Origin of the sequence: Nocardioides sp. Iso805N (assembly GCF_000364605.1) — a bacterium.
GTDB lineage: Bacteria > Actinomycetota > Actinomycetes > Propionibacteriales > Nocardioidaceae > Nocardioides.
In genome coordinates this window covers 33082-48226 of record NZ_KB822575.1, presented here as the reverse complement: position 1 = coordinate 48226, position 15145 = coordinate 33082, and the positions used below count along the sequence as shown (strand labels likewise).

The following is a 15145-nucleotide window of genomic DNA, read 5'->3' as shown; positions in this document are numbered from 1 at the left end:
GCCTCAAGTCGGGCGATCTTCTGCTCCGGCGTCTCATCAGTCGGTGCCGACGAGCTCGTAGGGAACGTCTTGGACTGCAGCGGACTGGAGGTCAACGTCCCGTCCGCAGCGGTCTTCTTGCCGGTCCCGTAGACCTCGAGCCAGTTCCGCAGCGTGCCGCGCACGATGCCGAGATCTTCGGCGATAGCGCGGACCGTCGCACCAGGCGTGGTCTCGTACAAGTCGACGGCCTGACGACGGAACTCCTCGGAGTAGTTCTTCCTGGCCATAGTTCTCGGATCATCTCGCTTCCCCAGCACCAGGTGCTGGATTCAGCGTGTCCAAGAACCGGGGTCAGGCCCCTCGAGCCTGCGTCGAGACAGACTGCCGGCCCTACGCGGTTCAGGTGACGGGATCGTATGACGCCTGTCTCGACTGGCGGCGGATCCGGTCGTTGCACAGTCCCGGGTGTGGTCACCCGCATCGGGTGATGGCGGCCGACTCGTCGACGGAGACCATCTGAGTCCGCGCACTGCTGCCCCGTGGAGGCTGGGATGATCACGGTGACCGAGGAGAACTTCGTGAGGGCCGAGAGCAATCGGATGCTCGTCGGCCTTCAGACACAGGCTGGTGGGGTGAACCAGTGGAAGCACCACCGGAAGCCTGCGGCGCTCGACGAGCAGACAGTCATCCGCACGAACCGGGACACTCTGTACAGCATGGTCGTGGCGAACATCTCGGACGGGGCAACGTTGACCGTCCCTGGTGCCGGTGGCCGGTACATGACGGTGATGGTGGTCAACCAGGACCACTACATCAACCGGGTCTTCGCCGACCCTGGCGAGTACGAGTTGACCACCGACGAGTTCGACACCCCGTACGTGCTCTTGGCGGCGCGCGTGCTGGTCGACGCCTCTGATCCGGAGGATGTGGCACAGGCGAACCAGATCCAGGATGGGTTCTCTCTAACCGCCGGAGCGATCGAACCACTCGCGCTGCCTGACTACGACGAGGAATCCTTCACGGCGGTGCGTACCTCCGTTCTCGCCGAAGCCTCACACGGAATTCATGGCACCCATGGCATGTTCGGCAAGAAGGAAGAGGTCGACGCCCATGCTCATCTGCTGGGCACTGCCAGCGGATGGGGTGGGCTACCCGAACAAGAGGCGTACTACGAGTCCCGGGAGCCGGGACTGCCGGTCGGCCGGTACACCATCACCGCCAACGACGTCCCCGTCGACGCATTCTGGTCTATCACCGTCTACGGCAGCGACGGATTCCTCCACAAGAACGACCTCGACGCCTACAGCGTCAACAGTGTCTCTGGTAAGGCGAACGCTGACGGATCCATCACGGTGACCTTCGGTGGCGACGCAAACGACATCAATCCGTTGCCGCTGCAGGACGGCTGGAACTTCGCTGTTCGCATGTACCGCCCGCGGCCAGAGATTCTCGACGGTTCATGGAGCTTTCCCGAGCTCGACCGGTCGTCCTGACCGGACACTCCGAGGTGCATCAGACCTTGCAGGCATGGTCACCCGCGGTGCCGACGACGGAAACGAGCATCTGGTTCAGATAAGTCGACCGCGGTCACGGTCGGGTGATCTGGGCATGCGAACGGAGTTCCCTTGCCGGTTGCCGGCGCGTCGTGAGCGATGGGCCGACCGCCAACCTCCAACGGCGCCCGATCAGAGGATGGCCGGGTTTCGCCTGGCGTCCGTACGCACTCGCCCTGGTCGAAGCGGCGAACCTGTCCCCACTGCCTCCTAGGGTCTGACCCAAGCTCACATCGTGAGCGAGTCGATCAAGGTCTGGATGCGGGTCTTGATCTCGTCGCGAATGGGGCGCACTGCCTCGATGCCTTGGCCGGCGGGGTCATCCAGCTTCCAGTCCTCGTATCGTTTGCCGGGGAAGAAGGGGCACTCGTCGCCGCAGCCCATGGTGACGACGACGTCGGAGCGTTGCACCGCCTCGGAGGTCAAGACCTTGGGCTGGTTGCTAGCGATGTCGATGCCCTCTTCGGCCATGGCGGCGACGGCGACGGGATTGATCTGGTTGCCGGGCTGGGATCCGGCGGAGAGGACCTCGATCCGATCGCCTGCAAGGTGCTGGAGATAGCCGGCGGCCATCTGGGAGCGGCCGGCGTTGTGGACGCACACGAACAGGACGGTGGGCTTGCCGCTCTGGTCAGTTGTGATCGCTGTGGTGGGTTGAGCGTTCACGGCTGGGCTCCTACGGGGATGGGTGGTGGGGCTCAGCAGCCACCGGCCGGCCGCTCGCTGATGGGCGCCGCTCCGAGCCCGATGCTCAGCAGCTCGGGCTCTGCACGTGTCCCGGCAGGCGCTGGAGCACCGCAGCACCCGCCCCCGCCGGCAGTATTCGTGGGGTCGTCGTAGAGCCCGGAGCCGCCACAGACGCCCGTGTCGGGCAGCACGAGCTCGACGCGCTCAGAGGCCGTGACGTCGCCGGCAAGCATCGCCACCACCGAGCGGACCTGCTCATAGCCGGTCATGGCGAGGAACGTCGGCGCGCGGCCATAGGACTTCATCCCGACCAGGTACAGGTCCGGCTCGCCTGGATGGGCCAGGTCGCGGGCACCGGTCGCTGCCACCGAGCCGCAGGAATGAAGATTGGGATCGATCTCCGCCGCGATCGCCCGCGGCGCCTGCAGGGTGGGGTCGAGGTCAAGGCGCAGCTCGGAGAGGACCGAGAGGTCGGGCCGGAACCCAGTCAGCACCACCACCGTGTCGGCCGGGTCGAGCCGACGACCGTCCTCGGCAACCACCACGAGCTGGTCACTGCTTGCGTCGCTGTCGGTGTCGCTGAGCACGTCGCTGTTGGTGGGGTTGGGGATGCGGTCGAGCTCGCCGGTGCGGAAGCCGGTCACAACCTGGATCCGGCCCTCCTCGACGGCCTTGCGTGCCCGGATCCCGAGTGCGCCGCGCTGGGGTAGCTGGTCGGCCGCGCCGCCACCGAAGGTGTTGTTGGCCTCGACCGGACCACCGCGGCGCAGTGCCCATGTGATCCGGGTGCCGGGGTGGGTCTGGGCGATGCGGTCGAGCTCGATGATCGCGTTGAGCGAGGAGTCACCGGCACCGAGGACGACGGTGTGCCTGCCGGCGTAGCGCTGCGGCTCCTGGCTGTTGGGCACGCCGTAGGAGATCAGATCTGCGTTGGCGCGCTCGCCGAGCGCAGGCAGACCATCGGCACCAGCGGGGTTCGGGCTGTCCCAGGTGCCGGAGGCGTCGATGACCGCACGCGCCTCGAGGCGGACCTCGGTGCCGGCACCATCGGTCAGGTGGACCGTGAACGGCTGCTCGCCCCGGCCGGCGTCGACGAGCCGGTCACGGCCCTTGCGGGAGACGCCGGTGACCCGGGCGTCGTACCAGACCCGCTCGCCCAGCGCGGCAGCCAGCGGCGCGAGATAGCCCTTGATCCACTGCGCACCGGTCGGATACCCCGAGAGCGGGGCGACCCAGCCCGAGGCTTCCAGCAGGCGCTGCGCGGCCGGGTCGACCAGCTCGGGCCACGCCGAGAACAACCGCACATGGCCCCACTGCGCGACCGCTGCGGCCGGGCCGGCGCCGGCCTCGAGCACCAACGGTTCCAAGCCGCGCTCGAGCAGATGCGCCGCGGCAGCCAGCCCTTGCGGTCCGGCACCGATCACAACAACGGGAAGCGCACTCATGGTCCAACCTCACATTCACGAACGTCGATGGATCAACCCTGAGGCCACGCATCGACAAATGTCAATGCAACAAGCAGACTGTTCCCATGCCGACCGCGCTGCCGCTTCTTCAGCCCGATGTCTCGATCGCAGGGCTGGACGGGTGCTGCTCCTCGCTGACCGGCGGCGTCGTCGACGATGAGACCGCCGCGACGTTGGCGCGGATGTTCAAGGCGTTGGGCGACCCGACTCGGGTCAAGCTTCTGTCCCTGATCGCAGCGGCCACCGGCGGGGAGGCGTGCGTGTGTGACTTGACCGACCCGGTCGGCCTGGCGCAACCGACGGTCTCGCACCACATGAAGATCCTCGTCGAGGCCGGTCTGGTCACCCGCGAGCAGCGCGGCAGGTGGGCCTACTACGCCGTGGTGCCGGCCGCGCTCAGCACCCTCGCCGGCGCGCTGGCTCCGGCCGTCTGACCGCTAAGGACCCTCGTAACAGAGCCCTGCGAGCACAGTCCTCGGTACCACGGAGATAGGCGGACCCGATGTCGCACTCGAACGACGGCGAGATCAGGTACGGCGCACAGGCTAGGTCACGGTGTGGCTCAGCGCCGGTCAGGCGGCGGCGAGCATTGGGCCACGCGAGGTCTGCCCAGCCTCATGCCCTACCTGCAGCAGGCTCCAGGGCCGCCGTGGTTGCTGCGCTAGGTACCTAGCAGCGCCGGACGGGAACTCACTGGGCTCAGGCAAACACGCTTATGAGTTCTTCCCGACGGGCAACGACCTGTGGGCCCACCGCAGAGACACGCCAGCGTCCCTGGCTGCCTTCAAGTTCACGACCGGTTCCCTTCGGGCTCAACCCACGGCGAGCGTCGTTCCGATGACCGACGTGCAGCCGCTCGGTGGCCTCCTCTACGGCGTCATCAGCGAGTTCGACAGCCTGCCCAACCTCCGCCGCGGCACGCTCGCCGGATATTGGGCCCGGCCTTCGTCCAGAACCCGGCCATTCCAACAGTCGGGCAGCCCACCACACTGCGGCTTGGTCACAACTTCCCTAAGAAGGCCTCTCGTCGAGCGAAGATCACCGCTTCTGTGAAGGTCCTCTCAACGGTCTGCCCAAGGCACGGCACGCTGACCGTCGGTGTCAAGAAGCGCGTGATCCTCCGCAAGAGGAACGCCAGCTGCGCAGTCGCGAACAAGCTCAAGATCAAGACCTCGAAGATCGGGCGTGGCCGCAAGAAGGCGTGGTTCGACGTCACCCCGCGCAACCTCGACCTCAACGCCAAGCCGACTCGGCTGACCAAGCACATCCGCATCACCTGACGCGTCGGAGGATGGCCGCCTGCCCACCAGTTAACTCCGGTTTGAGGCCACCTGGAGGCAGCCTCTCGATCATGTTGCTCTCCCTGCGCGTCCGTGTGGGTCTCGCATCCCCGTGGCCGCGCAGGACAGCGGTCGCCGGTCGCCGGTCTAGCCGCGTTCCAGTGCCGTGTTATTGACGTTCCTCGCGCCGGGGCGCTCGCCCGTCGACAGCGGCGAACAAGCAGGCTGAGTTGGATTCTCGACCCCCAACGGGGCGGCCGTGTTCACGGCTGACGCAGCAGTCCTGTTCCTGGCGGGAGGTGCAGCCCGCCGACAGCGGACAGGACATGCTGGGCTCGGCACACCCTTCCAGCTCGAAGCCCCTGCCCCCCGCACGGGTTGTGGCCGCATGGGGCAACGAATCGGGTGTTCAGGGGCTGTGGAAGTCGACGATGTCGTGCTCGAGCCAGGTGTCGACCCTCGCTGAGAGCAGGCTCAGTTCGTAGACCAGCTCGCGTTCCTCCTCCGCCTTGGTCATCGCCTCGACGTACCCCGGGACCTGCCTGCGGTACAGCTCTGCCACATCGCTGAAGGGAAACCCTGAGCGTCGGAGCCTTAGTCGATTGCTGCTGATCGCAGCACCCGAACCTGTCGGGGGCGTGACCAGCGCTACCTTGCCCAGGTCGAGTTCCTGGATCTTCGGACTCTCCGGCGCCGTCGTCACGAACCACACTCCTGGTCGGTCGCTCTTGACGAAATTCATGGTGCGGCTCGACGGCTGCCCTGCCTCATCGGTACTCGAGAGGACGACCAGGTTCGTCTGGGCGGCGACGTCGTTGAATCGCCCGAGGGCGCGTGCGGCGAAGGCGGCGCTCTCGTGCCGCCTCTCCTTTGCCAAGGCGAGGGCTGCACCCACTGAGCTGAACCGAGCCTCCGACTCGATGAAGTACAGGATCTGCGGGACGTAGGCGGAGATGTCCTCGCCCTGGCGAAAGAACTGCAGCCACCGGCGACCCGCGTGGAGGTCCTCGCTGTACCTCGTGTTCAACTGGCTCTCCTCGCGTGCGAGGAGCCGCCGGCCTCGGTTGGTCTCCCAGAGGCGCTCCCCGATCAACATTCCCACGAACGCGCCGGCGGCGATCGCGGCGAGTGTCAAGAACCACCGTGTAGGTGCGGGGACCAGCCAGACAATGATGGCAACGGTCCCTGTGACGGCCAGCGAGAAGCCCAGAGCCGCCAGGATCGACACAACCGTCCGGTAGCGTCGTACGCGATACAGGACGGCGTCGGAGGCTCCCCGCCTGCGCTTGAGGTCGAGCTCACGCAGTTTCATGGCTGCCAGCAGGTTCTCGTCTTCGGGTGACAACGAAATCAACCCACTCCCTCAGCCGACGTCTGTACGCGTGCCAGCGCGTGAGATCCTCCGGCTGCACCGCGGGCGCGGTCGGGTGGCCGCATCATTCGATATCGAAGGTGCGGTAGAGGTCACGCAACTCGTAGGTCTCGACGTCGCCGTACGGCTCGATCTCGACTCGGTCCTGTTGCCGGCGTAGGTCAGCGGGGCCGAACTTGTCGCCGTACCACTCCTCCGCGACTTCGAGCCTCAGCGCGAGCACCTCCTCGTCGTAGGTCTTGCTCCGGTCCTGCGACCGTCGCCCGGCGCGGTCGAGGAGGTGCAGCACCAAAAACCCGACGATGAACAGGACGAGCAGGACTCCGAGGAACACCATGGTTTCCGTCCACATGGCGAATCCTTCGTGGTATCCCCACCATCCGCTCATGTCGTCGTGGCGATGCACGAGAGCAGAGGTGGTGATAGCCACCGGGAGGATGACGAAGAACCAGCCGACCAGCACCAGGACCAGTTGCGCGATCTTCGTCCCCGCATGGTGGTGACCGAAGAACCAGTCGACGGTGACGTCCTTCTCTTCGACCCGATGGACCAGGTAGGACGGCGTTCCTGGCTCCCGCACCGTCTGGACTGGTTGCGGGTCGGGGGCACCGCTGACACGCTCGCCACTCATGCGGGTTCCCGATACCCCTTCTCGACGTCCTGGAGGCTGTCGGAGCGGTCCGGGGACACCCATGTACCACCGTCGCGCCGCGACCAGACCTTCCCCAGCGTCGGGACGAGCTCAAGTACGACAGTGAAGGTGTTCACCATCCAGTAGACGAGCATGTACCAGGGCGCGAACAAGACGTACTTCAGCGTCCTTCCACCGTCGTTGTAGTACGACGCGGCGGTGAGCTGGACCAACCCGATCCCCATGTGGATGGCGACGAAGATGCCGACCATGTACCAGTTGTGGAAGAAGCGCTCCCAGTTCTTCGTCGCGGCGAAGTAGAGCTGCGTCCCGGCGAACAGCGCCATGCTGACCCAGTAGAGGAAGCTCCACACGATGGAGATGGTGTAGTCGGTGATCACGGGCATCATTCGGAAGTTTCGGATGGGGTGCCGTACCAGTCTCGGGCCCTTGCTCGCCAGCACGTAGATACCGCCCGAAGACCACCGTCTCCGCTGCTTGACCAACAGCCGAAACCGCTCGGGCACGTCGAGGAAGAATCGAATGTGCGGCGCGAAGAGCGCCCGCCATCCAGCCGTCTGCATGTCCCATGCGATGGCGATGTCCTCGGTCGGCTGCTCGGCATGCCAGCCGCCGACGTCGAGGACCGCCTGCTTGCGGTACATCGTGTTCGCGCCGGAGAACGCGAACAGCGCACCGTAGGACATCTGGGCGCGCTTGATGAGGCCGATGATCGAGTTCAGCTCGTTCTGTTGTGCCTGGGCGGTCAGCGTCGTGCGGTTCGCGGCCAGCATGTTGCCCGTCACGGCCCCGACGTTCTGGCCGCCTTCGCGTTCGAAGTAGCTCATGTACTGCCACAGCGCGTCCGGGTTCGGCTTGGTGTCGGCGTCGTTGGACAAGATGAAGTCCCCCCGCGCGAAGGCGAGCGCGACGTTGAAGCCGTGCGCCTTCCCGCGGTTCTTCACGATGGTGATGACCCGCAGGTTCGAGTACACGCCCTGCAAGCCGGCAAGGATCTGCGGCGTACGGTCCGTGGAGGCATCGTCGATGACGATGATCTCGTATCGCTGGGCGGGGTAGTTCAGCATCGTCTCGAGGTAGCGCAGTGTGCTCTCGATGGAGGCTTCCTCGTTGTGCGCGGGCACGAAGATCGACACGTACGGCTCGCCGTGCTCGAGGTACCGCGGCAGGTCCCGCTTCTCGGAGAAGACGTGGTAATAGAAACTCGACACGATGAACGCCAGTCCGCCGACGATCGGGTACGCGACGATGACGAAGACCAGCAGCTGAACGAACCATTCGCTGAACGTCGTCGGCACCTGCGGCCTCCTCGGAACTCGAGTCTCTGGCGTCGGCGATGCAACCTGGCGTCCGCCGGAGCCTCTACGTCGCGCTCGTCACCTGAACGCTGATGCCACACCCCAGGCGGTATGGGCGCGCACAAGCCGTTCCGATCGTGACGAACACTCCTCAAGCATCGTACGGCGCAGATGCCACGGCCGGGAGGCCCTCAGCGCCCCGGCTGCCCCACGCTGACTGGTTCGCACGGCCCTCCGACGGGCGTCTCTCTGCGCGGAGCGGAAGCAGCGCGTGGTGGTAGCGATCAGGCGGCTCGCGTCGCCGGGCAACGGTGCCTGCTCGTTGACACCGCGAGAAGGTCACACCTACCGTCGAAAGGTGCTCGCTCCGACACGGGCTCGGGAGGCAGGGGCGGCCTTGTGCGTGCCATGGCCAGGCTTTCGAAGCGTTCGCCGTGGGTCCGCGTCGTGGGTTTCCTCGTTGTCGCCACCGTGGTCCTCGGCAGTATCTCCCTGACGTCATGGACCTCGGCGTCGGCGGATCCTTCTCCGTCGCCCGCGACAGCGGCGACCGCCGTGCAGAGCCCGTCCGCCTCGATGGCGCCATCCACGTCTCCGACCCCGGCGTCGACACCGGCAGCGTCGGCTCCGTCCGCCTCCCCCAGCTCGGCACCCGCCTCCGGCGGGTCGGCCCCGTCCTCACGGCCGTCCACGGACGCCCCCTCGCCGGGAGCGCCAGCGACCAGCCGTCCGAGTGGGACGGCACGACCCGGCCAGGAGCCGGCGTCGGGCGAACCGTCTCCTTCGCCGGCCCTGCCGAGCACCCGCGCCGTGGCGCCTGATGCACTCGCCGCGCCGCAAGCCGTCGTACCCGGGTCGCAGGTCGACGTGACGATCAACATCACCGGCCCGGCCTCAGCGGTCGCGGGTGCGCCGTTCACCTACGTGGCGAGGGTCGGCAACAACTCGTTGCCCGACGCGGACGGAGCGGCCTTCAGCATCTCCATGCCGGCCGGTGCCACCGGGGTGTCGGCGACGTGTACGGCGTTCAGTGCAGCGACCTGCCCGGCCACGATGACGACCTCGAACTCACAGGTGCGCGGCAACGCGGGGTTGCTCCCGCACCAGGGCTACATCGAGATCACCATCACCGGCACCTTCGCTGCCCCGTCGGCCTCCTCGGTCACGACCTCGGGCACCGTGACGGCCCCCGCCGGGACCACGGACTACGACCTGACCTCGAACTCGAGCTCGGTGAGTACGGCGATGAACAACACGACGGGCGTCACCCTCACCGAGACCCAGACCACGACGGCTGTCGACTCGGCCCATGCGCTCCCTCCGGACACCCCGAACACGATCACCGTGACCTGGACGAACAACGGCCCGGCACCGGCGCCTGGAACCTCCATCAGCGCCATGCTGAGCGTGTCGCCCGCGGTGTTGTTCAGCTCGATCTCGGTGTCGAACGTGAGCTGCACGGCCTCCGCCGGACTGGTCTGCCCGACCGTTCCCGCCAGCGTTCCCGTGACCGGTACGTTCGTCGGACTGTTCTCGGCGAGCCAGCCGGTCTGGCCCGTGAATGCCACGATCACCGTCACGTACACCTTCACGCCGGTCCTGACCTCTCCGCCGCCGTGTGGCGTCACGTCGACGACGATCGGCGCTGACGGGCGGGCGACGGTGCCCTCGGGTTTCACGAACGTCGGAACCGCCGACCTGTTCATCTACTCCTACGGCACCGGGACCGCGGCCTGCCCGACGACCGACCTGTCGATCAGCAAGACCCAGAGTGCCTCGACCGTCTCGCCGACGGCGCCGCTCACCTACACCATCACGATGCGCAACCTCGGGCCCGCCGCAGCCGACGGGGCCACGTTCGCCGACACGCTGACCTACAGCAATCCCGTCACGTCAGTGACCGAGCATGTGGCCTCCTGCGTGACCACAGGCGGCGCCACCTGTCCCAACGTCCCCGACCAGACGCTCTCCTTCAGCGGCCAGAGCCTCAGCTATCCGATCGGCACCCTGCCCGCGGGTTCCAGCATCGTGCTCAGCATCATCGCGACGCCCACGCTGTATCCGCAGCCGCCCTGCTCCTCCTCGGGTTCTTCCTCCTTCACCAACACCGCGTCGATCACCGCACCCACGGGCGTGAAGGAGACGGTCACCGGCAACAACCAGGTCCAGGTCACCGCAACGGCGCCCCCGCCCACCCCGTGCCCCCAGGCGAACCTCCGGGTGACCAAGACGCAGGACAAGGCGACGATCTTCCCCGGCGACCCGACGACCTACACGGTCGTCTACAGCAACGCGGGCCCGTCGGTTGCGGACGGCGCGACGATCCAGGATCAGCTCGACCTCTCGCTGGGGCAGATCTACGCCGGCGTCAGCATGACGATCGTGTCCTGCACCGGGGCCGGCGGCATCGACTGCCCCTCGTTCATCGCCTCGCGCCAGGTCAGCGGAACGGGCTCGTTCAATCTCTGGTCGGGCGCGGTCGACGCGTTCCCCGTCGGCGCCACGTTGACGGTGGTGGCACGACTCGACCCGATCGCGGCCGGACGCACCACCTGTCCGACGTCGAACACCGTGACCAACCGGGCCTACGTCAGCGCGGCCAGCCCCGTGGTCGGCTCCTCCCAGGCCTCCGTCGCCGCCACGACGGCGTGCGCCGACATCGCGGTCAACAAGTCGGTCAGCCCATCCTCGGTCCAGCCCGGCGACCCCGTCTCCTACACCGTCAAGGTCTCCGACGCGAGCGCGAACCCGGCCCAGTCCGTGCAGTTCGCCGACCCTCTTCCGATCGGCTTCACCTTCGGCTCCGCCTCCTGTGCGGCGAGCGCAGGATCGACCTGTGGAGCCTTGGCGTACGACGCGGCGAGCCGGACGCTGACCTCGACCATCACCACGATCGCGAGCAACCAGGGCAGCGTCACCCTCACCATCAACGGGACCGCCGGACCCGTCGGCGGCACCTACAAGAACACCGCCACAGCACGATCGGCGACCAGCGGTGCCAACCAGTTCGTCGACCCCGTCCCGTCCAGCAACTCGAGCACGGCGATCCTCACCGTCGCGGGCACCGCATCACGCGTGACCGTCACCAAGCAGCTCGCCGGCCTTCCTGCGGGCGGCGTGACCCAGGCGCTCACGTTCACCGGGACCGTGGACTGCGTCTACCAGGGCAGCACGCCGTGGAGCGCCACCGTGCCCGCCGGCGGATCGAGCGCGACGGCCAGCCCGATCTCGGTCTTCGACGGTCAGCAGTGCTCGATCACCGAGAACCCACCTCCCAGTCTCCCGGCCGGATACTCGTGGGTCGGCGCACCCGACATCTCACCGGCCACGCTGACCGTCACCGGACCCTCGGGCGCCTACGGCATCACCGTGACCAACGCCCTGACGCCGAACGCCCGGCTGCAGCTCGCCAAGACCGTCGACCGCCAGGTCGCCGCGACCGGTGACACCGTCACCTTCACCTATCAGGTCACCAACGGTGGCCAGGTCCCGGTGAGCGCGCCCGTCATCCACGAGACGGCGTTCACCGGGACCGGCACGCTGTCGGCCCCAAGCTGCCCGGCCTGGACGATCGCGCCGGGCGCGAGCGTGAACTGCACGGCGACGTACGTCGTCCAGCCGGGTGACGTCGCGCTGGGAAGCGTCTCCAACGCTGCGTACGCCACCGCGACGCCCGTGGCCGGACCCGTCCCGCAGACGGCGCCCGCCACCGCGACAGTCCGGGTCGCGGCCCCGCCGGCGCTGACCCTGACGAAGTCCGCCGCACCGACCGTCGTCGATGCGGACGGCGACCTGGTCACCTACTCCTTCGACGTCGAGAACACCGGCGGGGTCGCCCTGCAGGACCTCACGATCGACGAGTCGGCCTTCAGCGGCACCGGCCAGATCTCGGACGTCGACTGCCCTGCGTCGGGTCTCGACCTCGCCCCCGGTGAGTCGACGATGTGCACCGCCGACTACACCGTCACACAGGCGGACGTGGACCGAGGCTCGATCGACAACACCGCGACCGCCACCGCCCACGCTCCGGCGGGATTCACCGATCCGACCGCCACGTCCAGCGCCACGGTCAGCGTCGATCAGGCTCCGGCCATCAGCCTCGTGAAGTCCGTCGCGCCCTCGACACCGCTGGCCTTCACCGTCGGCCAGCAGCTCACCTACTCCTTCGTGGTCACGGATACCGGCAACACCACCGTGCACGGGGTTAGCATCACCGACGATCGCTTCACCGGGACGGGCGCGCTCTCGCCGATCGACTGCCCCGCTGTCGACATCGCGCCCGGTCGCCAGGTGATCTGCACGGCGACGTACACACTCACTGCCGCCGATGTCGCCGCGCACCAGCTGTCCAACACCGCCGCCGCCAGCGCGCTCCCGCCGACCGGGCCTCCCGTGACGTCGGCCGACGACACGGTCCTGGTGCCCGACGCCGCCAGCCCGAGCATCTCGCTGGAGAAGGAGGCCACCCTCGCGACGGCCTCCGACGTCGGCCAGCAGATCGCGTACACGTTCGAGGTCACCAACACCGGGGACGTCCCGCTCACCGAACTCGCGATCGATGAGCGCAGCTTCTCCGGGACGGGCCCGGCGCTGGTCCCAGCCTGCCCCGACACCGAGCTCACGCCGGGTGAGATCGTCACGTGCACGGCGACGTACGCGGTCACCGACGTGGACATGCGCACCGCGTCCATCACCAACACCGCCGTCGCCACCGCGAGTGCGCCGAGCGGCGACGAGGTGGACAGCGAGCCCTCGACGGCGGTGGTAGCGGTCGACACCGTCCCGCCGCCGGCGCTCACCCTGGGCAAGACGGCATCACCCACTGTGGTCGACCGGGCCGGCCAGCAGATCAGCTACGCGTTCGAGGTCACGAACACCGGCGGGACGGCGCTCAGCGACGTCGAGGTCGTCGAGTCCGACTTCACCGGCACCGGCCAGCCCCCGCAGATCACCTGCCCGCGTACGGCGCTGGCGCGCACCGCGACCATGACCTGCACCGCCGGCTACACCACCACCCAGTCCGACATCGACGCCGGCGCGATCATCAACACGGCCGTGGCCGCGGCATCGGGGCCGGCCGGCGACACCGATCCCCGAGCGGAGGACACCGCCCAGGTCACCGTCGACCAGTCGCCGAAGCTGACCCTGGTCAAGTCCGCCGACCCGTCCGGGCCGACCCAGTTCACCGTCGGAGCGCCGATCACCTACACCTTCGTGGTCACCAACCGCGGCAACGTGACGCTCGAGACTCCGACAGTGGTCGAGTCGCTCTTCACCGGAACCGGCACTCTCGGGGCGCTCAGCTGCTCCGCCGCCACCTCGCTCGCTCCCACCGGAGCCGTGTCCTGCACCGCCACCTACGCGCTCACCGCTGCCGACATCGCCAGCGGCAGCGTCACCAACACGGCGGTTGCCACGGCGCTGCCGCCCGCGGGTCCGGCCGTCCAGTCGAGTGCCGACTCGGCTGTCATCCCCGAGAGCCCCGCACCCGCGCTGAAGCTGACGAAGTCGGCCTCGCCGACGACTGCCACCCACACCGGACAGGTGGTCATCTACACCTTCGACGTCACCAACACCGGCAACGTCGCGCTCACCGGGATCGCGATCCTCGAGCAGCACTTCACCGGCAGCGGAACGGTCCCGACGGCGAGCTGTCCGAGCCAGCCGCTGGCGCCCGGCGAGCACGTCCGGTGCACGGCCGCCTACACGGTCGTAGCCGGCGACTTCCAGCTCGCGCAGATCGTCAACACCGCCGTCGCCACCGCATCGGAGTCCGACGCGCCGCAGGCGGACACCGGTTTCCTGGCCGCAGCGGCCGCCCCGCTGGTGCAGTCGGCTCCGTCCACAGCGACGGTGACGATCCGCGGCAGTGCGCCCACCGGCGCCAGCCTGGCCGTGCACAAGACGGGCCGGGCGCTCGACGGCGCTGCCGCCGGGCACCCCGATCCGGGGGACAGAGTGCGCTGGAGGATCACTGTCACGAACACCGGCACGACCCGGCTCTCCGGGGTCGTCGTCACCGACCCCTCCGCCGGGCCGGTGAGCTGCCCGGCCGGGAACCTCTCCGCCGGTGACTCGATGGTCTGCACGGTCCCCGACCAGCGCCTCAACGCAGGCGATATCGACAAGGGCAGCGTGGTGAACACCGCACATGCGAGCGTCGAAGGCTCGAGCGCGGCCGACACGGCCCGGGTGCACCTCCCCACGACGACCGGCCCGAGCAGTAACACGGGTCCGGACGGCGACACCGGTTCGACGGCCGCCGGAGCGGCCGGAGCGGACACCTTGCCGGGGACCGGAACAACGATCCCGCTGGGCCTGCTCTGGCTGGCGGGGGGCATGGTCGGGCTCGGAGCGGTGTTCGTGGCCGCTGGTGTGCGTCGGCCCAGGCGCCGTACGCCTGCGTCGCGCTCCTGACCGAAGGCGTCCCGCTGCCGCCGAGGCGCCTCGACAGGCTCGGCGTCCGGCTTTATGTACCCTTGTGGATACGTAACAGGAAGGGTACGGTCTTGATCATGGATGCGGTCTTGCACGCGTTGGCGGACGGCAGCCGGCGCACGGTGCTGGAGATCCTGCGCGACCACCCGGCGACGGCGGGCGAGCTCGCCGAGGCGCTGCCGATCGCACGGCCGGGCGTGTCCCGGCACCTGCGGGTGCTGCGCGAGGCCGGCCTGGTCGACGTACGGCAGGAGGCCCAGCGCCGCATCTACAGCCTTCGGCCCGAGCCGCTCGTCGAGGTGGACGACTGGCTCGGGGACTACCGAGCGCTGTGGCAGAACCGGCTCGACGCGCTGCACACCGAGGTGGCGCGAGGCAAGAAGGCCAAGAGGACCAGGAAGGACGTGGAGCAGTGAG

Annotated in this window: 12 protein-coding genes; 6 read left to right on the top strand and 6 right to left on the bottom strand. The window is 68.0% G+C overall.

The features are described from left to right. The coding region (locus H036_RS21315; RefSeq protein ID WP_036487202.1) for a transposase at window positions 1–269 on the bottom strand (269 nt) is incomplete at its 3' end. Between the two features lie 264 nt (window positions 270–533). Between H036_RS21315 and H036_RS0100190 the strand changes: the two genes are divergently transcribed. Then, a complete protein-coding gene (locus tag H036_RS0100190; RefSeq protein ID WP_017932744.1) occupies window positions 534–1475 on the top strand; it encodes a DUF1214 domain-containing protein in 942 nt (313 codons plus the stop codon). A 288-nt stretch (window positions 1476–1763) separates the two neighbouring features. Here the strand turns inward: H036_RS0100190 and H036_RS0100185 are convergent, their stop codons facing one another. After that, a complete protein-coding gene (locus H036_RS0100185; protein ID WP_017932743.1) occupies window positions 1764–2201 on the bottom strand; it encodes an arsenate reductase ArsC in 438 nt (145 codons plus the stop codon). Window positions 2202–2233: 32 nt separating this feature from the next. Continuing rightward, the gene (locus H036_RS0100180; protein ID WP_026145670.1) at window positions 2234–3667 is read right to left on the bottom strand and encodes an NAD(P)-binding domain-containing protein; all 1434 of its coding nucleotides are present in this window, start codon (window positions 3665–3667) and stop codon (window positions 2234–2236) included. 86 nt (window positions 3668–3753) lie between these two features. Here H036_RS0100180 and H036_RS0100175 point away from each other — a divergent pair, with 86 nt between their 5' ends. Further along, entirely contained in the window at window positions 3754–4122 is a 369-nt protein-coding gene (locus H036_RS0100175) for an ArsR/SmtB family transcription factor (RefSeq protein WP_017932741.1), read from the top strand. A gap of 615 nt (window positions 4123–4737) precedes the next feature. Beyond that, complete coding sequence (locus H036_RS0100170) at window positions 4738–4968, top strand: hypothetical protein (RefSeq protein ID WP_017932740.1); 231 nt, start codon at window positions 4738–4740, stop codon at window positions 4966–4968. Window positions 4969–5377: 409 nt separating this feature from the next. On the opposite strand, the gene H036_RS0100165 is transcribed toward H036_RS0100170, so the two are convergent. The 3 genes from H036_RS0100165 to H036_RS21310 form a co-directional block, all read right to left on the bottom strand. Continuing rightward, window positions 5378–6280, bottom strand: coding sequence for a pyridoxamine 5'-phosphate oxidase family protein (locus H036_RS0100165; protein WP_017932739.1), 903 nt, complete (start codon window positions 6278–6280; stop codon window positions 5378–5380). Window positions 6281–6404: 124 nt separating this feature from the next. After that, the gene (locus H036_RS0100160; RefSeq protein ID WP_017932738.1) at window positions 6405–6971 is read right to left on the bottom strand and encodes a hypothetical protein; all 567 of its coding nucleotides are present in this window, start codon (window positions 6969–6971) and stop codon (window positions 6405–6407) included. Continuing rightward, window positions 6968–8290, bottom strand: a complete 1323-nt coding sequence (locus tag H036_RS21310) for a glycosyltransferase (RefSeq protein WP_017932737.1) — start codon at window positions 8288–8290, stop codon at window positions 6968–6970. The genes H036_RS0100160 and H036_RS21310 overlap by 4 nt, the downstream gene beginning before the upstream one ends. Window positions 8291–8790: 500 nt before the next feature. Between H036_RS21310 and H036_RS25615 the strand changes: the two genes are divergently transcribed. From H036_RS25615 to H036_RS0100140, 3 genes are all read left to right on the top strand, one after another. Further along, window positions 8791–9111 carry a hypothetical protein gene (locus tag H036_RS25615; RefSeq protein WP_017932736.1) on the top strand — a complete coding sequence of 107 codons (321 nt, stop codon included), beginning with the start codon at window positions 8791–8793 and terminating at the stop codon, window positions 9109–9111. Beyond that, on the top strand, window positions 9101–14707 hold the full coding sequence (locus tag H036_RS24080) for a DUF7507 domain-containing protein (RefSeq protein ID WP_017932735.1): 5607 nt from the start codon (window positions 9101–9103) through the stop codon (window positions 14705–14707). Before H036_RS25615 ends, H036_RS24080 begins: the two co-directional genes overlap by 11 nt. Before the next feature lie 98 nt (window positions 14708–14805). After that, entirely contained in the window at window positions 14806–15144 is a 339-nt protein-coding gene (locus tag H036_RS0100140; protein WP_017932734.1) for an ArsR/SmtB family transcription factor, read from the top strand. Window position 15145: the final 1 nt, after the last annotated feature.

What these genes read in the sequence shown, in the direction of transcription:
- H036_RS0100140 (WP_017932734.1), top strand. Translation starts at nt 14,806, where the DNA reads ATGGATGCGGTCTTGCACGCGTTGGCGGACGGCAGCCGGCGCACGGTG.
- H036_RS0100180 (WP_026145670.1), bottom strand. Translation starts at nt 3,667, where the DNA reads ATGAGTGCGCTTCCCGTTGTTGTGATCGGTGCCGGACCGCAAGGGCTG.
- H036_RS25615 (WP_017932736.1), top strand. Translation starts at nt 8,791, where the DNA reads ATGGACCTCGGCGTCGGCGGATCCTTCTCCGTCGCCCGCGACAGCGGC.
- H036_RS0100160 (WP_017932738.1), bottom strand. Translation starts at nt 6,971, where the DNA reads ATGAGTGGCGAGCGTGTCAGCGGTGCCCCCGACCCGCAACCAGTCCAG.
- H036_RS0100175 (WP_017932741.1), top strand. Translation starts at nt 3,754, where the DNA reads ATGCCGACCGCGCTGCCGCTTCTTCAGCCCGATGTCTCGATCGCAGGG.
- H036_RS0100165 (WP_017932739.1), bottom strand. Translation starts at nt 6,280, where the DNA reads ATGAAACTGCGTGAGCTCGACCTCAAGCGCAGGCGGGGAGCCTCCGAC.
- H036_RS0100190 (WP_017932744.1), top strand. Translation starts at nt 534, where the DNA reads ATGATCACGGTGACCGAGGAGAACTTCGTGAGGGCCGAGAGCAATCGG.